The sequence below is a fragment of the Serratia aquatilis genome (genome assembly GCF_044865145.1).
GTDB classification, from domain to species: Bacteria; Pseudomonadota; Gammaproteobacteria; order Enterobacterales; family Enterobacteriaceae; genus Chania; species Chania aquatilis.
Map to the genome: position 1 here is coordinate 1,330,194 of NZ_CP173186.1, position 24,195 is coordinate 1,354,388.

The following is a 24,195-nucleotide window of genomic DNA, read 5'->3' on the forward strand; positions in this document are numbered from 1 at the left end:
GGCGCTGGCCAGCCAGCGCCTGGCATTTTATAGATCTGCCAACAGAATTTTCGAACGGCGCTGGTAGTTGTACAGCGCCTGTTTTTTCATCGGCAGCACTTCTACTTCAGCTGGCGAAAAACCCCGCTCCTGGAACCAGTGAATGCTGCTGGTCGTCAATACGAACAGCTTCTGCAACCCCATCTGGCGAGCCTGGCTTTCAACCCGCTGCAATAGCATTTCTCCCCGTGATGAACTGCGATAATCAGGGTGAACTGCCACGCAAGCCATTTCGCCGATCTTCTCTTCCGGGAACGGATAGAGTGCCGCACAGGCAATGGTCAGATTATCGCGTTCGATAATCGTGAACTTGTCGATCTCCATTTCCAGTTGTTCCCGCGAGCGGCGTACTAAAATACCTTGCTGCTCTAGCGGACGGATCAACTCGAGTATCCCACCGATATCGTTGATCGTCGCGCGGCGAACCTGCTCTGCGCTTTCCATCACGATCTGGGTACCAATACCGTCGCGTGAGAACAGCTCTTGCACCAGAGATCCATCTTTCTGATAGCTAATCAAGTGACTACGACGCACTCCACTACGGCAGGCTTTTACTGCCCCCCGCAGAAATCTCACCGTGCCAGAATGGTAGTCACCAGAATCTTCCAGTTGCTCAATGCGCTTTTGTGCGTCGTTGGGGAACATTTCAGGAATAATATTGCCCTCTTCGTCGGTCACACCTTGTGACGAGCAAAAGCCAATCATTTTCTCCGCCTTCAGTTTGATCGCCAGTTGGGTAGCGACCTCTTCCGAAGTCAGGTTAAAACTCTCACCAGTGACCGATACGGCCACCGGACCGATCAGCACGATAGCATTGCTGTCTAACTGGCGATGGATGGCTTCTTCATCGATGCGGCGGATACGGCCGCTGTGGCAATAATCGACGCCATCATCTACCCCTAGCGGTTGAGCAATAATGAAGTTGCCGCTGACCACATTGATATGAGCACCCTGCAATGGGGTGTTATTCAGGCTCATTGAGAGCCGGGCGGTAATATCCAGCTGTAACAGCCCCGCTGCCTGTTTGACCAGTTCTAGGGCAGCGGCATCGGTAACGCGAGTGTGCTTATGGTAAATCGGTTGGTAATTATGCAGAGCCATATTGCTGTCAATCTGTGGCCGCGCACCATATACCACTACCAAACGGATCCCCAGACTATGTAACAGCCCAATATCATTGACGATGCTCGAGAAGTTTTCATGTTCTATGGCTTCGCCACCCAACATGACGACGAATGTTTTGCCACGGTGAGCATTGATATAGGGAACTGAGTGACGGAATCCTTGGACCAGCTCTGTACTACGTTCCTTCACGGCACATCCTCTTTGCATATTTATACGGTATTTCTGTATTTTTATTCTTTTATTGCGCGAATGGCAAGCGGGAAATGATGTCAGCCCGTTTGCAGAGAGGGCTAAATAATTAATAAATTGAAATATCATAAAATGATTTTCGGATGACAGTGTCCTATTGATTCGCTAAAGTTTTTGCCACTCTCACTTTTTTGGTGTTTTTTTAATCTTTACCGTTGCTGGAGCCACATGTCTAACACTAATCCCAATCTGGGTCGCCGCCGTATTTTGCAGGGGGTTGCCGCAACCTGGTTGCTGAGTGTGAGCCGCGTGGGTTTCGCTGCTGCTTCTCATGTGATTGCCGTCCGTGTCTGGCCTTCCTCGACTTATACTCGGGTAACGCTGGAATCCAATGTTCCACTCAAATACAAACAGTTTTCGCTGACTAATCCAGATCGCATTGTGGTGGATGTGGAAGGCGTTCAGCTTAATAGTGTGCTCAAAGGGATTGCCGGGCAGGTTCGCAAGGAAGACCCCTACCTGAAGCAGGCTCGCGTTGGCCAGTTCGATAAAAATACCGTCAGGCTGGTGTTGGAACTCAAGCAAACGGTGAGCCCGAATATGTTTACCCTGCCGCCAGTTTCTGAATACCGTAACCGGCTGGTGATGGATCTCTATCCAACCAAAGGGCAATCCGGTGAAGAGTATGATCCGCTGTTGGCGTTACTGGAAGATTACAATCAGGGGGATCTTGAACGTTCGTTACCGGCTGAAGCGCCACGGGCAGGTAAGGCAGGACGCGATCGGCCTATCGTTATCATGCTTGATCCCGGGCACGGGGGCGAAGATCCCGGGGCCATCGGTAAAAATAAAACGCGAGAAAAAGATATTGTGCTGCAGATCGCTCGCCGTCTCAGCGCGCTTATCAAGCGTGAGCCAAATATGAAAGTTTTTATGACGCGCAATGAAGATGTGTTCATTCCACTTAAAGTGCGGGTCGCCAAGGCACGTAAACAGCGGGCCGATTTATTTGTCTCTATTCATGCCGATGCCTTTACTAGCAGAGCTGCAAGGGGGTCTTCGGTCTTTGCGCTATCAACCAAAGGGGCGACCAGTAATGCCGCCAAGTTTTTGGCACAAACCCAAAACGCCGCCGACGAAATTGGTGGTATTAGCCGAAGTGGCGATCGCTATCTTGATCACACTATGTTCGATTTGCTGCAAACCGCCACAGTTAATGACAGCCTGAGGTTCGGTAAGGAAGTACTAAGCAGAATGGGTAAAATTAACCGTTTGCACAAGAATCGTGTCGATCAGGCGGGTTTTGCCGTGTTAAAGGCACCGGATATCCCATCCATCCTGGTAGAAACGGCGTTTATCAGCAATATTGAGGAGGAGCGCAAGTTGCGTACCAGCCATTTCCAACAGCAGGTTGCGGAATCTATTCTGGCGGGGATCAAAGCCTATTTTGCCAATGGTGGGGCACTCGCTAGCCGGTAAATTTATCGTTGCCTACGGAGGGGCGCGGTATTGGCACTGGATTTCAGATACAAAAAAACACCCGTCAAGGTGCTTGTTTGTGGTTATCAAGATTGGTTGCGGAGGCCGGATTTGAACCGACGACCTTCGGGTTATGAGCCCGACGAGCTACCGGGCTGCTCCACCCCGCGTCCGTCTTGATACTGGTATTACCGAGCCAACCTTTCATGTGACGCTGCTTGTTACAGCATCGGTTGGTTGCGGGGGCCGGATTTGAACCGACGACCTTCGGGTTATGAGCCCGACGAGCTACCGGGCTGCTCCACCCCGCGTCCGTATAATACCTTTTTTTTCATCGAATCCAACCTTTTATCTGACACTGTCGCAATAAGTGTCGGTTGGTTGCGGAGGCCGGATTTGAACCGACGACCTTCGGGTTATGAGCCCGACGAGCTACCAGGCTGCTCCACCCCGCGTCCGATGGAAGCGCACTATACTCCCCAGCGACTTTGTTGCAACCCCTTTTTGCATATAATTCATCGAAAGCCATTTTTCTGCTGAATTAGTCCTCAATCTGTTCTATTTTTCAGCGCCATCGCCTGACCGGGGAATTTTTTCCCGCACCGATTCCTTTATCAATAGCTGTTTGTTATCGTTCGCCGGTAGAACATACCTGTCGAAGAGAGTGTGCGATGAAAGGACGTTGGGGCAAATACTTGCTGGGTGGGTTAGTGATCGCGGTACTGGCCGGTTGTTCGTCAAAACCGACCGATCTGGGGCAACAATATAAAGATGGGCGCCTGGAGCAGCCGCTGGAGTTGGTCAATCAGCCCAATGCCCGAGGAGTACCGGTCAACGCTCAAGATTACTCTGACCAGTTGATGGAGATTAAGTATGCCTCTCCGTCGCTGTTTAACCGCAATAATAGTACTTATCAGGCAGTGCAAAGCTGGATGGCTTCTGGTGCGGATACGCGTCAACTGAGTCAGTTTGGTCTCAGTGCCTACCAGATGGAAGGAGTAGATAACTACGGCAACGTGCAGTTTACCGGCTATTACACCCCAGTGGTGCAGGCTCGCTACACCCGACAGGGGGAGTTCCGTTACCCGCTGTACAGAATGCCAGCCAAGGGGAAAAGACGCCTGCCGGACCGCGCGAATATTTACTCCGGCGCGCTAGATAGCCGTTACATTATTGCCTACAGCAACTCTATCATGGACAACTTTATGATGGAGGTTCAGGGGAGCGGTTATGTCGATTTTGGTAACGGGCAGCCGCCAGTGTTCTTCGGTTACGGCGGCAAAAATGGCCATGCTTATCGTAGTATCGGCAAAGTGTTGATCGACCGCGGTGAAGTTGCCAGGGAAAATATGTCCATGCAGGCCATTCGCCATTGGGCGGATACCCATAGTGAATCCGAAGTCCGCGAACTGTTGGAGCAGAACCCTTCATTTGTGTTCTTCCGCCCTGAATCCTCGATGGCCAAGGTAAAGGGAGCCAGTGCGGTTCCATTGATTGCCAAAGCCTCTGTGGCTTCCGATCGTTCCTTGATCCCGGCAGGTACTACGTTGCTGGCCGAAGTGCCGCTACTGGACAATAAGGGCAAATTCACGGGAAAATACGAAATGCGTCTGATGGTCGCTCTGGATGTTGGCGGTGCAATCAAAGGCCAACACTTTGACATGTATCAGGGGATTGGTGCCGAAGCCGGTCACTCTGCGGGTTATTATAATCACTATGGTCGGGTTTGGGTGTTGAAAGGTGCCAATAACGGAGTACCCATGTTTAGCACTAACCAGCCAAAATCTTCTTCTGGCGATACTAAACTGGTCACCCGCTGAAGAGAAACGGCATTTCTGCCAGCAAGGGCTGGATCTTCCGGCCCTTGAGGTTGATGACAAAGTCGCTTTTTAGCCTGAGATACACGGGTCTAGCGCCCCGAGGGGCACTCCGACGGCTTACGCCGTTACGACCCCTTCGGCACGCTCCCCCTAATAACGGGCTTTGTCAGCAGTCTGAAGGGCCGGATCTTCCGGCCCTTGCCATTTGCAACGTTAAGGTAATTAAAAGAGATGAGTACTCCCTATTCAGAGGCTTATTTGCAGCGTTTCGGCGGCACGGCACGTTTGTACGGTCAGCCTGCGCTGGCGCTGTTTGCTCAGGCACACGTTTGTGTGATCGGTATTGGTGGGGTGGGCTCATGGGCGGCTGAAGCGTTGGCAAGAACGGGTATCGGCGCCATCACGCTGATTGATATGGACGATGTCTGTGTCACCAATACCAACCGTCAGATCCACGCATTGCGCCAGCATGTCGGCCAGTCGAAAACCGAGGTGATGGCTGAGCGTATCCTGGCGATAAACCCGGAATGCCGGGTGACCTGTATTGATGATTTTATTACCCCGGACAATGTGGCCGAGTTACTTGATCGTGACTTCAGCTATGTCATTGATGCGATAGATAGCGTACGGCCAAAAGCAGCGTTGTTGGCTTATTGCCGTCGTTTCAAAATCCCGGTAGTGACCACAGGAGGGGCTGGGGGGCAGATCGATCCTACGCGTATTGAAGTTGCTGATTTGGCTAAAACCATTCAGGATCCGCTGGCTGCCAAGCTGCGCGAGCGGTTGAAAAATGAGTTTAACGTAGTGAGAAACAGCAAAGGCAAACTGGGGATCGATTGCGTGTTTTCAAGTGAACCGCTGGTTTATCCACAGCCTGATGGATCGGTCTGTGCATCCCGCAGTACTGCCGAAGGACCAAAGAGAATGGATTGTAGCGCCGGTTTTGGCGCAGCGACCATGGTCACTGCTACCTTTGGTTTTGTTGCTGTTTCCCACGCGTTGAAGAAGATGCTGGCAAGGGCCGCTCGTCAGGCATAGTGAGCTGCTATGGCGTTGACCCTGGTTGCCAATGCAGCCAGCCCGCTGGCTCGTGTTGCACTGAGCTGGGCACGAAGCGCCAGTTGGTCAAATAGCGCCAAAGGATCGGTGGCTAATACCTGCTGCGGCGTTTTGCCTTCCACTGCGGTCAGCAAGATCGCCAGCAGGCCGCGTACAATGCGGCCTTCGCTGTCACCGTAAAAATGCAGTGAACCATCCGCTAATAGCTGGTGCCCTAGCCAGACCCTATTTTCACAGCCGCTCAACTCTATTTCCACCTGCTTGAGTTCGTCTGGTAGTGGCGGTAGCTGTTTTGCCAACATGATCAGCTGGCGGTAACGCTCTTCCCACAGGCTCAACGCGCTGAATTTTTCGATCAGCGCAGAGGCAGTGATCTCTCGGCCAAAAGGGTGGGGAACAAGCATGTTTTCTTCACTCTTCATAAAAGTCATTCAGCCAGCAGTTTGATGGCATTCTCCAGTGCCTGTATCAAGGCATCGACATCTTGCTGTGTATTGTAAGGGGCAAATGAAGCGCGCAGCGTCCCACTGACGCCCAAGGCGGCCATCAAGGGTTGCGCACAGTGCTGACCAGCGCGCACGGCGATGTTTTGTTCTGCCAGCAGCGTGACGATATCGCTGTGGTGGATCCCGACAATATCAAACGCCAGCAGGCTGGAGCCAGAACTGCGGAAACTTCGCGAACCGGGTAACTGAAGTAGTCGCTGCTCAGCATTTTGCGCCAAAGCGCGGCTGTAGTCTTCGGCGGCGAGCTTATCTTGCGTATCTAGCCAGCTCAGTGCAGCAGAAAGCCCAAGCACGCCAGCAATATTAGGCGTGCCTGCTTCAAAACAGTGTGGGGGTTTTTGTGCCGTAAAGCCGCTAAATGAGGCTTGGGTCAGCATTTTACCGCCTCCTTGCCAGGGCTCCATTTCAGCCAGGAGCGCAGTTTTACCATATAATGCGCCAATTCCGGTCGGCCCATACAATTTATGCCCCGAGAAGGCATAGAAATCGATATCGAGCCGTTGGACGTCGGCGGGGCAATGTACAATTCCCTGCGCGCCATCAATCATCACTACTGCGTTAACCGAATGCGCCAAGCTAATCGCCAGCGAAAGGTCCGGGCAGCCCCCCGTAACGTTCGACATTTGCCCAAGGGCCAGAATGCGGGTTTTTTCGCTGAGCAAGAGAGGTAACCGAGCCAAATCCGGCAAGCGGTCTTCACCCAAAGGCAGTTTAACCACTTGAGCGCCGGTCTGTTCTGCCACCATCAACCAGGGGATCAGATTGGCATGATGCTCTGCCTCGCTGACCAGGATCTGATCGCCAGGTTGCAGACGGGGGCGGGCATAGCTTTGCGCTACCAGATTGATGGCTTCCGTGGTACCGCGCACCCAAACGATATCGTCCGAGCTGGGAGCATTAATCAACGAGGCTACCTGCTGGCGTGTCTGTTCAAAACGCCGGGTCAGATCCTGTGCTGCACGATGCTGGCTGCGATGCACCGTAGCGGCATTGGCGCTGTAAAACTGTTGTGTGACGTCAATCACCGCCTGTGGTTTTAGCGCTGTAGCGGCACTGTCCAGATAAGTTCCCGCCTGTTCAAGGGCTGGAAACTGGCTGCGAAAAAGAGCGGGATCAAAGGGCTTCATAGGTCTTTCATCACTGGCTGCGGCAAAAAGCGATCCTGTCTTATTTTTTTTGTTGAGACAAGTTTTACCCATACGCTCTCTTCCCGTCTCCACGACGCTGTGGAAGCGGTCTGGCGCGAGAAAGAGTAAAATGAAAGGTATTACCGGCAAAAAAAAGCACCGCAAAAAGTGCGGTGCTACATAAAATCACTATGGACAGACAGGGTAAATGTACAGGAAGTGAAAAAAGAGTAGCCTAGCTACCATGTCCGGACAGGCGGACAATTGCAAACACAACATCACAACCACAAAGCCAAAAGTTCATCGGTGCTCTCGACACCCAATTCCTTTTCGTTCCGGCTTGGGAAGTGGCGCTACTATAGGTATTTACTGGCGCCTGCTCAACGGACAATTTATAATGGCTCGGATTAAAAAAACTAATGATAATTGTTTATTCAATGGGACATATCGCATTATTCATAGCGCGAATTTATCCTCTGCGTCGGGCCAGTTGAACAATTGTCGTATGAATGTAGCTAAGCCCAGTGGACCTCAAGGTATAACTCATGTCCAAACGTTTACCACCACTCAATGCGTTGCGAGTTTTTGACGCGGCAGCGCGTCATTTGAGTTTTACTAAAGCTGCAGAAGAGTTGTTTGTCACCCAGGCAGCGGTAAGCCACCAGATCAAATCACTGGAGGATTTCCTTGGGCTAAAACTGTTCCGGCGGCGTAATCGCTCGCTGTTACTGACAGAAGATGGGCAAAGTTATTACCTCGATATCAAAGAGATTTTTTCTTCAATCAATGAGGCAACGCGCAAACTTCAGGCGCGCAGTGCCAAAGGAGCTCTGACGGTCAGCCTGCCACCCAGCTTTGCTATTCAGTGGCTAGTGCCGCGCCTTTCAGGTTTTAATTCAGCTTATCCGGGAATTGATGTTCGTATACAGGCTATTGATCGTGAAGAGGATAAACTGGCAGATGATGTTGATGTAGCGATCTTCTATGGGCGTGGTAACTGGCCTGGAGTGCGGGCCGAGCGTCTGTATGCGGAATATCTGCTGCCAGTGTGCTCGCCAAGCCTGTTGACGGGCGATCATGCACTAAAAGTGCCGGGCGATCTGGCTTATCATACGCTTCTGCATGATACTTCGCGCCGTGACTGGCTGGCATACACCCGTCAATTGGGGTTACAGCACATTAATGTGCAACATGGGCCTATTTTTAGCCACAGTGCCATGGTGGTTCAGGCTGCGGTTCATGGTCAGGGAATTGCCTTAGTTAATAACGTTATGGCGCAAACAGAGATGGAAGTCGGCCGGCTGGTATGTCCTTTCAACGACGTGCTGGTGAGCAAAAATGCTTTTTATCTGGTATGCCATGACAGCCAGGCAGAACTGGGTAAAATAGCCGCTTTTCGTCAATGGATCCTTGCGCGTGCGGCCAGTGAGCAGGAAAAATTCCGTTTTCGCTATGAACAATAATGCAGGTTGCGGTAATGCTGCGGCTGGTTAACCTCGATTAAGGTGAATACCGATGGGTACGCGTTCAATGCTGGTTTTTGCCGCTATCAGCGGTTTTGTGTTTGTTGCTCTCGGGGCATTTGGTGCACACGTTTTGGCGGGTGCACTTGGGGCCAATGAAATGGCCTGGATCCGCACCGGTCTTGAGTACCAGGGCTTCCACACGCTGGCAATCCTGGCTTTGGCTGTTGTGATGCAGCGCCGGATCAGCCTTTGGTTCTATTGGAGCGGAGCGCTGTTGGCGCTCGGCACCGTTTTATTTAGCGGCAGTCTGTATTGTCTGGCGCTGTCACACCTGAAGTTCTGGGCCTATATCACGCCGGTTGGCGGGACATGTTTCCTGATCGGTTGGGTATTGATGTTGATTGGCGCTTTGCGTCTGAGGAAAAAGGCCGAGTGCCATGAATAGAATCGCGTTGTATTGCCGCCCCGGTTTTGAAAAAGAGTGCGCGGCTGAAATTACCGATAGGGCCGCCCAATTAGAGGTTTTTGGCTTTGCCCGTGTGAAAGATAACAGCGGTTATGTGCTGTTTGAATGCTATCAGCCAGACGATGCCGATCGCTTGGCGCGGGAAGTCCCGTTTCGTGAGTTGATCTTTGCGCGTCAGATGATTGTGGTTGGCGAACTATTGCGTGATTTACCGCCAGAAGACCGTGTTTCGCCGATTGTCGGCATGCTGATTGGCGTGGTTGATCGCGGTGGTGAATTACGGGTAGAAGTGCCGGATACCAACGAGAGTAAAGAACTGATGAAGTTCTGCCGTAAGTTGACGGTGCCGCTGCGTGCCGCTATGCGCGAGCAGAAAGTGATGATGGCGCGTGAAAACCCTAATCGTCCGGTGGTACATGTTTTCTTTATTGCTCCAGGCTGTTGCTATGTCGGCTATTCCTACAGCAACAACAATTCCCCGTTCTATATGGGCATCCCGCGTTTGAAATTCCCGGCGGATGCGCCAAGCCGTTCCACACTGAAACTGGAAGAGGCTTTTCACGTTTTCATTCCGGCAGACGAGTGGGAAGAGCGTTTGGCGAGCGGTATGTACGCAGTTGATCTGGGTGCGTGCCCTGGTGGCTGGACCTACCAATTGGTCAAGCGCAGTATGATGGTGCATTCGGTGGATAATGGCCCAATGGCCCAAAGCCTGATGGACACAGGGCAGGTCACCCATCATCGAGCCGATGGTTTTAAATTCGAGCCGGACAGCAGCAAAATCTACTGGCTGGTATGTGACATGGTCGAGAAGCCAGCACGCGTTACCAGCCTGATGATTAAATGGTTGATCAACGGTTGGTGCCGTGAAGCGATCTTTAACCTGAAATTGCCGATGAAAAAACGCTACGAAGAAGTGGCTCAGAATCTGCAAAGTATCCGCGAAGCGTTAGCCGCGGCGGATATCAGTGCGGAGGTGAATGCCAAGCAGCTATATCACGACCGTGAAGAGATCACCGTACATGTGCGGCGAATGTGGTCGGCGATACCTGGCCGCCGCGACGAGCGCGATTAAGACAAGTGGGCGCTGTTTACAGCGCTGAGGTTGATGACAAAGTCGCCTTCTGACCCGAGATACCCGGGCCTAGCGCACCGAGAGGCGCTCCGACGGCTTACGCCGTTACGACCCCATCGGCACGCTCTCCCTAATAACGGGGTTTGTCAACAGTCTGGGCGCTGTTTACAGCGCTCCGTTGATTGACGGCCAATTGGCAAATTAATTAAGCCTGATTAGACTGCAGGCGCAGTTGCTGCAGGTTGCCATTCAGCGCCAGGTCTGTGCGCAAGCTGGCGACTCTCTTGCTGATATATGCCAGTTCGCGGTGCTGCAACAGCTTACCACGCCATTTATCAGGCACTTCTTCGAGATGCTGATACAGACTATCCAAATCTTCTCGCTGCTGTAAAAGTAATGCCGCTGTTTTCGGGCCGATACCAACGACGCCGGGGATCTTGCTGCTGCTTATCCCTGCCAGGCCCCAATAATCAGGCAATTGTTGCGCTAACACTCCAAACTCCTCCTGCACAAATGGCATATCCAGCCAGCGCTTCTGGAAGTAGTCGCGTATCTGTATGTTGGGAGCCAACAACTGGCAATAACCTTTATCCGTTGAAACAATCGTCACCTGATGGCCGCCAGCGGCAATTTTCACCGCCAGCGTGGCCGCCAGATCGTCAGCTTCATTTCCCGGTGAATGCCAACTTGTGACGCCCAGTTCGGCAAACGCCTGACGCAACGGTGGCATTTCCTGCTGCAGGTTTTCCGGCATAGGTGAGCGCCCGGCTTTGTAATCTGGCAGGATTTGATGACGCCAACTGGTGCTGCGATCATCTTCGTCGAACACTGCTACTGCGTGGGTTGGCTGGCTATGCTGAATCAACTGCTGCAGCGCATGGCGGCAGGCATTCAGGCAAGGGGTTCCCTGCACGGCATGAATGCGGCGAATCAGGTTCAGAGCATCAACAATCAAGAGATGTATAGGCATAGACTCATCGTCTTTAAAACTGCGGTGGTGGTAGCAAAAAGAAGGGGCGGCTAACAAGGCCGCCCGGAATTGGCAATCAGGCTTCGATTTCGTAGCAGGGAACGTAGGCCGTTCCTGGCAGTTTCATACGATGTTGGGCAACAAAGCCCTGTAACAGACTATCCATCTGCTTCATCATCTGTGGCTCACCATGCAGCTTGTACGGGCCGAACTGTTCGATGGCATGAATGCCGTTTTCTTTCACGTTACCCGCAACAATACCTGAGAAAGCGCGACGGAGCGCTGCCGCTAACTGCTCAGCAGGCTGGTTCGGATAGAGGTTGAGGTTAGCCATATTTTCATGGGTTGGCTCAAAGGGTAACTGAAGATCCGGTGCAATACGCATAGACCAGTTGAAGCTGTAGGCATCGCCAGTATTGCGGCGATTCTCTTTCACCAGCGGCATGGCTTTCTTCATCTGACGAGCCACTTCTGCCGGATCATCGATGATAATGGTGTAATGGCGACGCGCCTTATCCCCCAGCGTATTCATGATGAACTCATCCAATACGCGGAAATAGTCGGCACTTTCTTTTGGCCCGGTCAGGATCAAAGGCAACACCTGCTCGCTATTCTCTGGATTCATCAGGATACCAAGCAAATAAAGCAGTTCTTCCGCAGTACCTACACCGCCAGGGAAAATGATGATTCCGTGAGCGATGCGCACAAAAGCTTCCAGACGTTTTTCAATGTCTGGCATGATCACCAGTTCATTCACCAGTGGGTTTGGTGGTTCAGCGGCAATGATGGAAGGCTCGGTCATGCCGATAAAACGGCTATTGTGATAGCGCTGTTGCGCGTGCCCCACGGCGGCTCCCTTCATCGGCGCTTCCATTGCCCCAGGCCCGCAGCCGGTACAGATGTTCAGTTCGCGCAGGCCCAGTTGGCTACCCACTCTCCGGGCATAAAGGTACTCATTTTCATTGATCGAATGACCGCCCCAGCACACCACCAGATTTGGATCTTCATCAAGGTGCAACGTACGGGCATTGCGCAGGATGGAGAATACCAGATTGGTAATATGACTCGGGTTCTCCAGATTGAGCTGCGGCAGCCGCCCAGGGCTGACAAAAAGGCTGTGAACGAACAGAATATCGCGCAGTACGGCAAACAGGTTTGCCTGCAGTGAGCGTATGATTCGCCCATCGACGAAGGCCTCTTCTGGTGGGTTAACCAGTTCCAGTTTTACGCCACGTTCGCGGCGCAGAATATTGATATCAAAAGTTTCATAGCGCGATAACAGCTGCTTACTGCTATCAGTCTGGCTACCGGAGTTCAATACTGCCAGAGAGCAATTACGGAATAAGCGGTATAGATCGCTGCTGGCAGTCCGTTTCAGCATGTCGACTTCAAGCTGCGACAAAAGATCCATTGAGCCAAGTGGGCTGATATGTGTAATCAAGGTAGCTCCTTTGCGCCGATTGTGGCGCGGTAATAGACCGTATGGCAGCAAGTGAGCCTTTTATACCCGTCGCCCTTCGAGCCGCATTGGTGTTGGCTGCGTTACTCGGCCCATGCTGGGCCTCGCCCCTTCGGGGCCGCTGCAAGCAGCGTTCAAATCTGCTTGGCAGATTTGTCACTCACCCAAGTCACTTGGTTTACCAAGCTCCTAGGGCATCGTTCAGTGGCCGCCTACATGCAACTTGAAGTCACTTGGGTATAGCTTTCTGCGCTTTTTCCTTTTGTGCCCGACGGTTAGAATATTGTATAGCCTGACTATGTAGTAGAGGCTATTGATTTAACCTTACCGCTGTATCCAGGTTTTTACCAATACAAACCGATTGTTAGCTCAGTTGTTGAGCAACGGTATCGGTGTTTGAAATGATTGCCAGCGGCACTCGCGCGCAGCTAAAAGATCCCCCTTATTGACGCGCAAGGCGGCCTGAGGTTGGTTTAAACGCCACATTACTGCGCCATGGATTGATATCCAGGCCACCGCGCCGGGTATAGCGCGCATAAACACTCAGTTGCTCCGGCTGGCAGAAGCGAAGCAGGTCGTTGAAGATACGTTCAACACATTGCTCATGAAATTCGTTGTGGTGGCGGAAAGAAACCAGATAGCGTAACAGGGATTCACGGTTTATCTGTGGCCCACGGTAGCGGATTTGTACTGAACCCCAATCGGGTTGGTTGGTGATCAGACAGTTTGATTTGAGCAGATGACTCACCAATGTCTCTTCAACCATGCGCTCACCTGTTGCGCCTTGCAGATAGCCTGAATCAAACTGATAGCTTTCAATGCTGATATCTTGCTGATCAAGGCACTCGCCTTCCAGGCGGGCGATTGGCTGGCCTTCAATCTGATCGATACTGAACAAGGTAATGTCGACATCCCCTTGCGCACAGGCTGAGAGATCGCGCTGCAGCGTGGTGCGTACACTCTCCCAGTCGGGGAAATTCGTTTGGTTGAAGCTGTTGAGGTAAAGTTTGAAGCTTTTGGACTCAATCAGATTGATACTATCAGCATTCAGGCTGATTTCTCCTACTGCGACCTGGGGTAGGCCTTTAGCATTCAGCCAGGACAATTCATACAGCGTCCAGATATCGGCACCATGAAAAGGCAGATTGTCGGGATAGAGACCCAAAGGCTCACGATTCATACTGCGCGGAACGGCTTGTAACAGTGAGTCATCATAGCTGTCTTGGTAAGCGGTTGGCTTACCCAGCGTCAACGCTGACAGAGCCTGGTGATCTTGATAATAGGACATGGCTGTCACCTTGGTTATAGATAGGTACAATGGCCGCCAGTTTACCGTATGTGAGAAAAAATATGGAACATGATGTATCGAGCGCGCTGCGTGAGTTTACCCAGCGCTATGTTGATGTCTGGCAACAGCAACGCGGTCATGCCCCTGCCAGTCAGGAGTTGTATGGTATCGCTTCCCCTTGCATAGTCGAAAATCGCGATGATGTGGTGTTGTGGTTACCGCAACCCTTTACCCCAGTTTCAACGTTGGAGAAAGTAGAAAAGGCGTTGGAAATAGAGTTGCAACCGGACAGTCACACTTTTTATACCCAGCAATATGCGGGTGACATGAGCGCGCAGTTTGCTGAACATCAACTGACGCTTTTACAGGTTTGGAGTGAGGATGATTTCGTTCGGCTGCAGGAAAACCTGATCGGGCATCTGGTTACCCAAAAGCGCCTCAAATTGTCGCCAACGATTTTCCTGGCGACCACTGAATCTGAAATGGCGATGGTTTCATTGTGTAATGTGAGCGGTAATGTGGTACTTGAGCAGTTTGGAACCGACAAAAGAGTAGTATTATCCGCTTCTTTGGGCAATTTCCTCGATGGTTTACGGCCAAGCTTTGTTTAGCCTGCGCTTTTTTCTTTAGAGCGTGTGAGACATCTCTTACAAAAGCTGTGAGAGATCGCGCTTAATTTTTAAATAGAAGTGGCTTAGATTGGACTTATTACTATCCAGATCAATTGTTTAAATTGGACTAAGAATAATACCTAATTGAAGTTCGCTGTAATCTGTCCTACACGCCCTTGTGATTGGTACGGAATTAAGCGATCTTATGTCTACCGAACAGGAGTCGGGTGGAGCAGGAAAGCATCAGGATGATGCGGCTTCAGGAAGAAGAAATGGACACACTCAGGATGAGTGAGAAGGACACACTCAGGATGAGTGAGAAGGACACGCTCAGGAAGAGTGAGAAGGACACACTCAGGATGAGTGAGAAGGACACACTCAGGATGAGTGAGAAGGACACGCTCAGGATGAGTGAGAAGGACACGCTCAGGATGAGTGAGAAGGACACACTCAGGATGAGTGAGAAGGACACACTCAGGATGAGTGAGAAGGACACACTCAGGATGAGTGAGAAGGACACACTCAGGATGAGTGAGAAGGACACACTCAGGATGAGTGAGAAGGACACACTCAGGATGAGTGAGAAGGACACACTCAGGATGAGTGAGAAGGACACACTCAGGAAGAGTGAGAAGGACACACTCAGGAAGAGTGAGAATGGATTGGCGTTAGGACGACGCTCAGGATGTTTCAGGATTGAAACCAAGGACACCTCCAGGAAGGAGATTGAGAGCCAGTACTGGACTACTGGTGGGTTAGGAAGACCGAGGAACCGCGTAAGGAATACGCTTTAGGAATATCAAGGACTGTTTGGTCAGGATGGCCGAGGAAGATGGAAAAGTTTTCAGGGATTGAGCAGGGAGCACGCTTTGTAGCAGGATAGCTACGAAACGAACCGGGGGCACTGTTAACGCAGTGCCCTCACTTTTTTGTCTGGCAAAAAATAGCCAAAATAAGTTGATTGGACTTCATCCATATTGGGTGGGGGGATTTACCCGGTTGGCAAGTTGCTTCGAGGGCCAGAGCCCTCGAATGGCGAAAACCGTTAACCAATAGCTCCCAATGTGTCGCCCGTGGTCTGTTTCTTCGGTAGCAGGAATAGCGTCGCATAAATATCCAGTAGATAAATGCTAGCCAGAAGGCTGATAGCCGCGGTAAAAGAAACTTGCGTGACTAACGCTCCGATGACCAATGGCCCAAGCCCACCAACACCCCGGCCAAGATTGAACAGGATATTCTGTGCAGTGGCGCGTGCCTGTACTGGATAAGTATCGGAAATCAGAGCGCCATACCCCCCAATCATACCGTTAACAAACACTCCCATCAGTGCACCGGCAAATAGCATCAGGGTAGGGTCGCTGAGTTGCGCATAGCAAATAACCATCACTACAGCGCCACTCTGGTAGATCACGAAGATAATCCAACGAGGAAAACGATCGGCAAGAATGCCGAATAGCCAGATCCCGAAGGTCATCCCAATAACCGTAACGCCGGTCCAGACGCCAGATTTAGTCAATGAAAAGCCAAAGTTCTTTGCCAGATAGGTTGGCATCCAGATCATCAATCCGTAATAACCAAAGTTTTGCACCGAGCAAAGGATAAAAATCCCTAGGCTGGCCCTACTCGTAGCACGATCTTTAAATAACAGTTTTATTCGTTGCGTGAATGAAAGATGTTGCTCACTGGGTTTCTGCTGCGTGAATTCTTCTGTCTCACCCATGGTGCGGCGTATAAGGAACGAAACCAGCGCTGGTAACAGGCCAACCAGGAACATGCCACGCCAGCCGATATAAGGTAATAGCAGCGGCGTGAGGAAGGCCGCCGCAAGTACACCGAGTTGCCATCCCATACCGACGTAGGCTGAGGCGCGGTTGCGTTTCTCCGCAGGCCAGGCCTCGGCAATCAGAGCCATACCAATACCGAACTCGCCCCCCAACCCGATGCCAGCCAATGTCCGGTAAGCGAGCAGGTCCCAGTAACCAACGGCTATAGCGCACAAACCCGTAAAGAGAGAGAACATCAGGATAGTGATAGTTAACACACGGATGCGGCCAAAACGGTCACTGAGATGGCCGAAGATCACCCCGCCGAGCACTGCGCCGATAAGGGTCCAGGTTACCAGCGAACCGGCTTCCGATGAGGTTAGGCCCAATTCAGAGGTGATAACCGGCAGCATAAAGCCGAGGATCAGCAAATCGAAGCCGTCCATGGCATAACCGGTCACCGAAGCCAGCATGGCTTTACCGGGAGTTGCATGATTTTTAGTTGGTGAGATTGCGGACATGTCTTTCGTCATAGGTGGTTTATTGGATGCGCGTATTGTGCCGTGCGATGTGCGGCACCACCAGATAAAATATGCAGATTTCATGAACCTGGCCTAGTCTGGGGGCCTGAAGTGTTATGCTCCCTTCTGTTCGATAATCCATGATAAGCAGTTCGGGAATGTAAATGAGTATACAAAACAAGGTTCGCCAGAGTTTACAGGCGATTGAGCAGTCAATGCAGGAATTAACTTTGTGGCAGGCGGCACCGCCTGAGGCAGCAGCGTTTTCCAGCATGGAACCTTTCTGTGTCGATAGTATGCTGGCAGAAGAGTGGTTGCAGTGGGTGCTGTTACCACGGATGTATGCATTGCTGGAAAGCGGTGCGCCTTTACCAACGCGTTTTGCTATTGCACCTTACTTTGAGGTGGCGCTAAAGGATAGGCAGCCAAGTTGTATACCACTGTTGGTGCTGCTACAACAACTGGATGCATTGCTTAATAAAGAGCCGCAATAATCAGTTTGTAAGTGTGCAAAACCTAAAAGCATAAATGTCGTTCACTTCGCATCGTTAAAAGATGTTTTTCGCCTCAGCATGAAAATGTTGGATAATGCAGTTGGAATGCTTTAGCTGATGGTAACCACGGAAGGTTTCTTCATGTTCAAAAAAGACCTGTTCGGCTGGATAGGTATCGCAGTGGGTAGCATTGCTTTGCTGCTGGCGATGGTGCATTTCTATGCCGGCCCATTTTCTCCCCAGCCAACGCTGGAAAGCCTGGTTGCCAGTAAAACGGTGGCAATTAAACAATCATTATTAGCTTCGCTGACGGGTCATAGAGTTTCTGAGAGCCCTCTGCAGCCTCACTATAATCTCGACCAGCTATTGAAAGTCGTTATTGCCATACTTGCGGCTTCTTCGGTGATCTTTGGCGTCATTGGCGGAGCACGCAGAGAAAATCGGCGGGCGGTTTCTGGTGCGCTCATGCTCGGTGCAGGCACATTAGCTTTTCAGATGGCGGTATTTGCATTTGGTGTGATCGCAGTCATTGTTCTGATTGCGGTAGTGTTACCGCTGATTATGGGAAGTTTGGGTGACTGGTGGTCATCGCTGTTTTGACATTGGTGCCGAGGGTCGTAGCGAGTTGTTTGTGGTACAAGTTGCTGCCGGCATAAATGCTGTTCCCATGCGTGTCAGTCAAGATTCATAAGGTGATGTAACCATGGATTTGTTGAAGTTCATCCTTCGTCTGCCTTTTACGTTGATAAAAGGGTTTTTTCGTCTCATTACTATGATCCTGGTACTGCTGGGGCGGATTTTCAGCCCAGTGGTAGGTAACCTTGACTGGCGCGCTCCGGTTTGGTGGGCAGCGTTGTCCGGTATGGTTAAACGCGTTTTTATGCGTCTGGAAAGTGGGATAGACAAATACCCGAAAGCCGTAAGCCTGGCGTTATTGGTCATACTCGGTGTTGCCGGTGGCGCTTTTTACGGCTGGCACTGGTGGCTGAACAAGCCACAGCCTATCGAACCTGCCCCTATGGTTTACCAGGAAACCAGCGTGCGAGTGACCGATCCTGAAGCCATCAATTACGCATTACAGAAATCGGTGCCACAGCAAATCCTGCTCACTTTTAAAAATTCCGTGGCGCCGATCACCGATGTTGGTAAAGCAGTGGATAAAGGCGTGACGATCAGCCCTGCTATTGAAGGGCAGTGGAAGTGGAACAATGCCTGGACCTTGGCCTTTACCCCTAAAAACCCTTTACCCATGGGAACGCAGTATGAGATTAAACTGGAGCCTTCCGTATTGTTGGCCCCACAGATTAAACTCGCTAATACCCGCTATAGCTTTCATGCTCCCGCTTTTGATTATCAGCTGGGCCAGGCCGAATACTATCAGGATCCGCAAGATCCCCAGAAGCGCAGCGCTATATTTAACGTTAAATTCAATGCGCCTGTAGACGTTGCTAGTTTTGAAAAGCAGATTGCCTTGGGGTTGACAGAAGCGAATGCCAAATCCGAGAAGAAGCTCAATTTTTCGCTGGTTTATGACGAGAAGAAACTGAATGCCTGGGTCCACTCAGAGCCGCTGAAAGCGCTTGATCATGGTGGTAAGGTGCATCTTGCGCTGGGCCAGGGCATCCGCTCGGTAGTACCAGCCAATGCGACCGCGCAAGCGAAGAATAACTGGGTATCTTTACCAACTCTCTATAGCCTCAAAGTGAAAGATACCAGTGCACTGGTGGTAGACAACGAGGGGAGCCAAAGTCAGCGGGCGCTGATCGTCGCCTTCAGTGATGCGGTAAAAGATAAAGATATTGGGCGTGCTGTTAAAGCCTGGCTGTTGCCGCAACATAATCCAAACGATAACGATGCCAGTAAAGATCCTGATGATTTCTATCAGTGGGGAGATACTGAAAGCATCGATAAGGGCGTTCTTGCTCAGTCGACGGCGCTGACTCTGACATTAAATGATGCTGAAGATGTTTATCAGCCGCAGTTCAGCTTCAAGTTTGATGCCCCCGCTCATCGCTTTATGCTGATAGAAATTGAAAACCTGATGACTTCATCGGGCGGTTATAAAATGCCGGAAAAAACCTATCGCATTGTAGAAGTGCCGGATTATCCAAAATCCCTGCAGTTTATGTCACAGGGGTCTCTATTGTCGGTCAATGGTGACAAGCAAATCAGCGTAGCGGCGCGCAATGTGCCTGGGTTGCGTCTGGATATCAAGCGGGTGATCCCAAGCCAATTGCAGCACATTGTCTCTTTCAAAAGCAGTGAATATTCATCCGCTCAGTTTAATCAGCTAAACGATGAGTACTTTACCGAGCATTTTACCTATCAGACGGCAATCAAGAACGATAAGCCGGGTGAAGTGAATTATCAGGGGATTGATCTCTCCCGCTACCTGTCTACCAACCAGGACTCTCATCGTGGTGTTTTCCTGTTAACGCTGTCTGAGTGGCAGCCAGAAAAGAAAAAGCCGCAGGCGGATGAAGAAGAGAGCGAACAAAGCGAAGAGGAAGGAGATGAGTCTCCTGCGGTTGGTGATTCTCGTTTTGTTGTTGTGACCGATCTGGGGATCATTGCCAAGCGTTCTCAGGATAAAACGCGCGATATCTTTGTGCAGTCGATTCATAGTGGTACACCGGTCAGCAATGCAAAAGTTTCGGTGATTGCCAAAAATGGTGTGGCGCTCCTCAGCCAGATCACCGATGCCAATGGGCACGTTAGCTTCCCCTCGTTAGACGTGTATACCAATGAACGTCAACCGGTGATGTTCCTGGTGGAAAAAGATGGCGATGTATCGTTCCTGCCAACCAACCGTTATAACGATCGCGGTCTCGATTTCTCGCGCTTTGATATTCAGGGGGAAGAAACCCCGTTCGATCCGCGTACTCTGAGCAGCTATCTGTTCTCTGACCGAGGGGTTTACCGGCCAGGTGATACTTTCAATATTGGTTTGATTACCCGAGCGGCAGACTGGAGTGTAGCCTTGGCTGGTGTGCCGGTTCGTGCCGAGATCCGCGATCCGCGGGATAAGCTGATGAGCACGGTGCCTTTAACCCTTGGCAACAGCGGTTTCAATGAATTAAGTTTCACCACCGATGAAAATGCTCCAACGGGTGAGTGGAATATCTATTTGTATCTGATTGGTAAAGATAACAACACTTCAGCCTTGCTTGGCCATACAGCCGTTAACGTGAAAGAGTTTGAGCCTGACCAGTTGAAAGTGAAGCTGGAGTTGACGCCAAACCGCCAGCAAGGGTGGGTAAAACCCTCGGAGCTACAGGCAAACATTGATGTTCAGAACCTGTTTGGAACGCCAGCTCAGGATCGTCGAGTGGCATCTAAGTTAACGTTAAGGCCAATGTATCCGAGTTTTGAGCGGTTCCCGGACTATGTTTTCTTTGAGGACCGCCAAAACAGTGATGGTTTCGAAACGGAACTGGAAGATCGAACCACCAATGAGCAGGGTGTTGCCAATATTCCTCTGGATCTGAAGTCTTACGCAGATGCTACCTACCAGCTTCAATTACTGTCAGAAGCCTTTGTGGCTGGAAGTGGGCGCTCGGTCGCTGCTACTGCGCGGGTGTTGGTGTCCCCTTATGATTATCTGATCGGCGTCAAGCCAGACGGTGACTTAGGCTATATCAACCGTGGGGCGGTGCGAAACTTGAACGTGATCGCTGTTGATCCTTCCTTGAAACAGATTGCACTGTCTGACCTGAAGCTGGTGTTGCTTGAACAGAAATACATCTCAGTGCTGACCAAGCAGGACTCAGGAGTTTATAAATATCAGTCGAAGATGAAGGAAGTTCAGCTATCGGAGCAGCCATTATCACTCACCGAGCAAGGTAACGGCCTGCCGCTGGCTACGGCTACGCCAGGGGACTTTGTGCTGGTGATCGAAGATGCGCAGGGTAAGGTGCTTAACCGAGTCGCCTATAGCGTAGCGGGTAATGCCAACCTTAGCCGCTCGTTGGACCGCAATGCTGAACTGAAGCTGAAACTGAACCAGGCGGAATATCAGCTGGGTGAAGAAATTGAAGTTTCGATTAACGCGCCTTATACGGGCAGCGGTTTGATTACCATCGAAAAAGATCGGGTTTATGCCTGGCAGTGGTTCCATACAGAAACCACTGGTTCGGTGCAAAAAATCCGTGTTCCGGCAGGTATGGAAGGCAACGGATATATCAATGTGCAGTTTGTACGCGATATAAACTCCAACGAAATCTTCATGAGCCCGCTGAGCTATGGCGTGGTGCCTTTTAAAATCAGTACGCGAGCCCGTCAGAACAGTCTTGAAGTGCTTGCTCCTGCGGTGATCAAGCCAGGAGAAAATCTGGCGATGACTGTGAAAACCGACGGCCCTCAACACGTGGCGTTGTTTGCCGTGGATGAGGGGATTTTGCAGGTGGCACGTTATCGCCTGAAAGACCCGCTGGAGTACTTCTTCCGTAAGCGGGAACTGAGCGTTGAAAGCTCGCAAATCCTCGATTTGATCCTGCCGGAATTCAGCAAGCTGATGGCGCTTTCGGCGGCACCTGGCGGCGATGCGGGGGAAGGGTTGGATCTCAACCTCAATCCGTTCAAACGCAAGCGTGATAAAGCGGTGGCCTTTTGGTCTGGCATTACCGTTGTTAACGGCGAGAAGCAGTTTGACTACCATGTGCCGGATTATTTCAATGGCAAAATCCGTGTGATGGCGATTTCTGTTACACCAGACAAAATCGGTAAGGCTCAGACTTCTGCAACGGTGCGTGACAACTTCATCATGACGCCTAATGTGCCTGCCATGGTGGCACCAGGGGATGAATTTGACGTCAGTGTGGGTGTTAGCAACAACCTTGAGGGTGGAAATGGCCAACCGGTAGCGATCAGTGTCCATCTGACACCGCCAGCGCAACTGGAAGTCGTGGGTAACGCAGAGCAAAGCCTGTCATTGGCGGAGAAACGCGAAGGTGTGGTCAACTTCCGTTTGCGGGCAAGGTCGGTACTTGGAGATGCGCCGCTGGTGTTTGATGCACGCTATGGTGACAAAACCAGTCGCCGTACCATCAGTACCTCGGTACGTCCTGCTATGCCATATCGCACACAATCGGTAATGGGCCGGATGAATGGCAGCAGTCAGAATATTGATAACCTGCGGCAGATGTTTGATGCCTTTGCGCTGCGTAACGCGGCGGTATCTCATTCACCTTTAGTGCTTACCCGTGGGCTGTCCCAGTATCTGGCGGATTACCCGTATTACTGCTCTGAGCAAATTGTCAGCCGGTCTATCCCGATGATAATGCAAAGTCAGCATCCGGAAATGATAAGTAGCTTGAGCCAGAGCGAAGTCAGCCAGCAGCTTAAAAACCTGCTCGGCGTGCTGCGTTCACGTCAGAATGACAATGGTGCCATCGGTGCTTGGCGTTCATCACCAGTCACCGATCCGTTTGTCACGCCATACGTGGTGCAATATCTTCTGCAAGCCAAAGCGGCAGGTTATGCGCTGCCTGTGGGCATGCTGGACGAGGCCAATAGTGCGCTGAGAGCGTTGGCGGCAAGCCGCTATGATGATCTCTACCATTTGCGCCTGCGGACCTGGGCGGTTTATCTGTTGACCTTGCAAGGCGAGATCACCACTAACGCGTTGGCCTCGGTACAGGCGACGCTACAAAAACTCTATCCGGATAGCTGGAAGACGGACCTGAGCGCCTTGTACCTGGCATCTTCTTATCGCCTGTTAAAAATGGATGATGAAGCGAACAGCCTGTTGCAGCCGAGCTGGCAGCAATTGAGCAGTGCCTATGATAAGGGCTGGTGGACACAGAACTATTTTGATCCGCTGGTGCAGGATGCGACGCGACTATACCTGATCACCCGCCACTTCCCGGAGAAGGTCTCTTCCATCCCTCCGCAAGTGCTGGAGAACATGGTTAAGGCATTGAGAGAAGAGCGTTATACCACCTATTCTTCTGCGATGAGTATTTTGGCACTGGAGAGCTATTCTGTGCAGTTGGCAGCAAAAGCATCTTCCGCAACGGATACACTGACCATTGCGCAGGTTGGTAAGCAAGCGAATGTCGCGCCGCAGGTTATTTCTACCTTGGCTGGGCTGTTTGCCAAAGGCCAGTTTGATACCGATGCGCAGGCCATTCGTTTCGCTAATACCAGCGATGCTCCTGCCTGGTATGTGGTCACGCAGGCCGGTTACGATCTTACTGCGCCGCAGCAGGCGATAGCTCGAGGCTTGGAAATCACCCGCGACTATACCGACGAGCAGGGCAAACCGGTGACACAGGTGACATTGGGGCAAAGGATCAATGTCCACTTGAAGATACGTGCGAATTCGAAAGAAGGGCAGAATAATCTGGCGATTGTCGATCTGTTACCCGGCGGGTTTGAGGTTGTACAGCAAACTGCACCTGAACCTGCCAGCGATGAGGGGGAAGGGAATGACAATGCAGATCCTGAAGGAGGATGGCAGTCGCCGCTGGCGGCATCAGGCTCAACCTGGGCACCGGACTATAGCGATATACGCGAGGATAGGGTGATCATCTATGGTAACGCCAGCACTGAGGTTCAGGAGTTTGTTTACCAGATTAAAGCGACCAATACCGGTAGTTTTGTGATCCCTCCGGCTTATGGTGAAGCTATGTACGATCGCGAAGTGCAGGCTATGTCAATCGGTAGCGGTAAACTGGTTGTTGTACCGGCAGCAAGCCACTAAGCAGCAGTCTTTGCCCCGCATTGGTTTTCCGCGGG

General features: G+C 51.3%; 18 protein-coding genes and 3 tRNA genes. 11 read left to right on the plus strand and 10 right to left on the minus strand.

Going from position 1 to position 24,195, the window contains the following annotated elements:
- Positions 1-27: 27 nt before the first annotated feature.
- The gene (argA, locus tag SAQUA_RS06005) at positions 28-1,353 is read right to left on the minus strand and encodes an amino-acid N-acetyltransferase (protein ID WP_380673940.1); all 1,326 of its coding nucleotides are present in this window, start codon (positions 1,351-1,353) and stop codon (positions 28-30) included.
- 228 nt (positions 1,354-1,581) lie between these two features.
- Between argA and amiC the strand changes: the two genes are divergently transcribed.
- Positions 1,582-2,832: an N-acetylmuramoyl-L-alanine amidase AmiC gene (gene amiC, locus SAQUA_RS06010; protein WP_380673939.1), complete on the plus strand. Its 1,251-nt coding sequence runs from the start codon at positions 1,582-1,584 to the stop codon at positions 2,830-2,832.
- 93 nt (positions 2,833-2,925) lie between these two features.
- Here amiC and SAQUA_RS06015 read toward each other — a convergent pair.
- The 3 genes from SAQUA_RS06015 to SAQUA_RS06025 all read right to left on the minus strand — a co-directional run bounded on the left by SAQUA_RS06015 (position 2,926) and on the right by SAQUA_RS06025 (position 3,287).
- Positions 2,926-3,002 (minus strand) — tRNA-Met (locus SAQUA_RS06015).
- A 64-nt stretch (positions 3,003-3,066) separates the two neighbouring features.
- Positions 3,067-3,143, minus strand: a tRNA-Met gene (locus SAQUA_RS06020).
- A gap of 67 nt (positions 3,144-3,210) precedes the next feature.
- Positions 3,211-3,287, minus strand: a tRNA-Met gene (locus SAQUA_RS06025).
- A 216-nt stretch (positions 3,288-3,503) separates the two neighbouring features.
- Between SAQUA_RS06025 and mltA the strand changes: the two genes are divergently transcribed.
- On the plus strand, positions 3,504-4,652 hold the full coding sequence (gene mltA, locus SAQUA_RS06030) for a murein transglycosylase A (RefSeq protein ID WP_380673938.1): 1,149 nt from the start codon (positions 3,504-3,506) through the stop codon (positions 4,650-4,652).
- Between the two features lie 231 nt (positions 4,653-4,883).
- A complete protein-coding gene (gene tcdA / locus SAQUA_RS06035) occupies positions 4,884-5,690 on the plus strand; it encodes a tRNA cyclic N6-threonylcarbamoyladenosine(37) synthase TcdA (protein ID WP_380673937.1) in 807 nt (268 codons plus the stop codon).
- Here tcdA and csdE read toward each other — a convergent pair.
- Together csdE and csdA are read right to left on the minus strand one after the other, a co-directional pair.
- Positions 5,681-6,115 (minus strand): cysteine desulfurase sulfur acceptor subunit CsdE, encoded by a 435-nt coding sequence (gene csdE / locus SAQUA_RS06040; protein WP_380674186.1) that lies wholly within the window; start codon positions 6,113-6,115, stop codon positions 5,681-5,683. The genes tcdA and csdE overlap by 10 nt on opposite strands.
- A 23-nt stretch (positions 6,116-6,138) precedes the next feature.
- Positions 6,139-7,344 carry a cysteine desulfurase CsdA gene (gene csdA / locus SAQUA_RS06045; protein ID WP_380673936.1) on the minus strand — a complete coding sequence of 402 codons (1,206 nt, stop codon included), beginning with the start codon at positions 7,342-7,344 and terminating at the stop codon, positions 6,139-6,141.
- A gap of 545 nt (positions 7,345-7,889) precedes the next feature.
- Between csdA and SAQUA_RS06050 the strand changes: the two genes are divergently transcribed.
- Genes SAQUA_RS06050 through rlmM form a run of 3 tightly spaced genes read left to right on the plus strand, consistent with a single transcriptional unit; the run spans position 7,890 to position 10,351 of the window.
- Complete coding sequence (locus SAQUA_RS06050) at positions 7,890-8,807, plus strand: transcriptional regulator GcvA (RefSeq protein ID WP_380673935.1); 918 nt, start codon at positions 7,890-7,892, stop codon at positions 8,805-8,807.
- Between the two features lie 52 nt (positions 8,808-8,859).
- Positions 8,860-9,255, plus strand: a complete 396-nt coding sequence (locus SAQUA_RS06055) for a DUF423 domain-containing protein (protein WP_380673934.1) — start codon at positions 8,860-8,862, stop codon at positions 9,253-9,255.
- Positions 9,248-10,351, plus strand: coding sequence for a 23S rRNA (cytidine(2498)-2'-O)-methyltransferase RlmM (gene rlmM, locus SAQUA_RS06060; RefSeq protein ID WP_380673933.1), 1,104 nt, complete (start codon positions 9,248-9,250; stop codon positions 10,349-10,351). Before SAQUA_RS06055 ends, rlmM begins: the two co-directional genes overlap by 8 nt.
- A gap of 205 nt (positions 10,352-10,556) precedes the next feature.
- On the opposite strand, the gene xni is transcribed toward rlmM, so the two are convergent.
- From xni to queF, 3 genes are all read right to left on the minus strand, one after another.
- Positions 10,557-11,321 (minus strand): flap endonuclease Xni, encoded by a 765-nt coding sequence (gene xni, locus SAQUA_RS06065; protein WP_380673932.1) that lies wholly within the window; start codon positions 11,319-11,321, stop codon positions 10,557-10,559.
- Between the two features lie 76 nt (positions 11,322-11,397).
- Positions 11,398-12,762: a nucleotide 5'-monophosphate nucleosidase PpnN gene (gene ppnN, locus SAQUA_RS06070; RefSeq protein WP_380673931.1), complete on the minus strand. Its 1,365-nt coding sequence runs from the start codon at positions 12,760-12,762 to the stop codon at positions 11,398-11,400.
- A gap of 460 nt (positions 12,763-13,222) precedes the next feature.
- Positions 13,223-14,068: an NADPH-dependent 7-cyano-7-deazaguanine reductase QueF gene (gene queF / locus SAQUA_RS06075; protein ID WP_380673930.1), complete on the minus strand. Its 846-nt coding sequence runs from the start codon at positions 14,066-14,068 to the stop codon at positions 13,223-13,225.
- A gap of 62 nt (positions 14,069-14,130) precedes the next feature.
- Here queF and syd point away from each other — a divergent pair, with 62 nt between their 5' ends.
- Both syd and SAQUA_RS06085 read left to right on the plus strand, forming a co-directional pair.
- Positions 14,131-14,679 (plus strand): SecY-interacting protein, encoded by a 549-nt coding sequence (gene syd / locus SAQUA_RS06080; RefSeq protein WP_380673929.1) that lies wholly within the window; start codon positions 14,131-14,133, stop codon positions 14,677-14,679.
- A gap of 227 nt (positions 14,680-14,906) precedes the next feature.
- A complete protein-coding gene (locus SAQUA_RS06085; RefSeq protein ID WP_404413162.1) occupies positions 14,907-15,473 on the plus strand; it encodes a hypothetical protein in 567 nt (188 codons plus the stop codon).
- A gap of 251 nt (positions 15,474-15,724) precedes the next feature.
- On the opposite strand, the gene SAQUA_RS06090 is transcribed toward SAQUA_RS06085, so the two are convergent.
- Positions 15,725-16,963 (minus strand): MFS transporter, encoded by a 1,239-nt coding sequence (locus SAQUA_RS06090; RefSeq protein WP_380674185.1) that lies wholly within the window; start codon positions 16,961-16,963, stop codon positions 15,725-15,727.
- A gap of 164 nt (positions 16,964-17,127) precedes the next feature.
- On the opposite strand from SAQUA_RS06090, the gene SAQUA_RS06095 reads away from it, so the two are divergent.
- The 3 genes from SAQUA_RS06095 (at position 17,128) to SAQUA_RS06105 (ending at position 24,160) form a co-directional block, all read left to right on the plus strand.
- Entirely contained in the window at positions 17,128-17,457 is a 330-nt protein-coding gene (locus tag SAQUA_RS06095; RefSeq protein WP_380673927.1) for a YqcC family protein, read from the plus strand.
- A gap of 141 nt (positions 17,458-17,598) precedes the next feature.
- Complete coding sequence (locus SAQUA_RS06100; RefSeq protein ID WP_380673926.1) at positions 17,599-18,057, plus strand: hypothetical protein; 459 nt, start codon at positions 17,599-17,601, stop codon at positions 18,055-18,057.
- Between the two features lie 103 nt (positions 18,058-18,160).
- Positions 18,161-24,160: an MG2 domain-containing protein gene (locus SAQUA_RS06105; RefSeq protein WP_380673925.1), complete on the plus strand. Its 6,000-nt coding sequence runs from the start codon at positions 18,161-18,163 to the stop codon at positions 24,158-24,160.
- Positions 24,161-24,195: the final 35 nt, after the last annotated feature.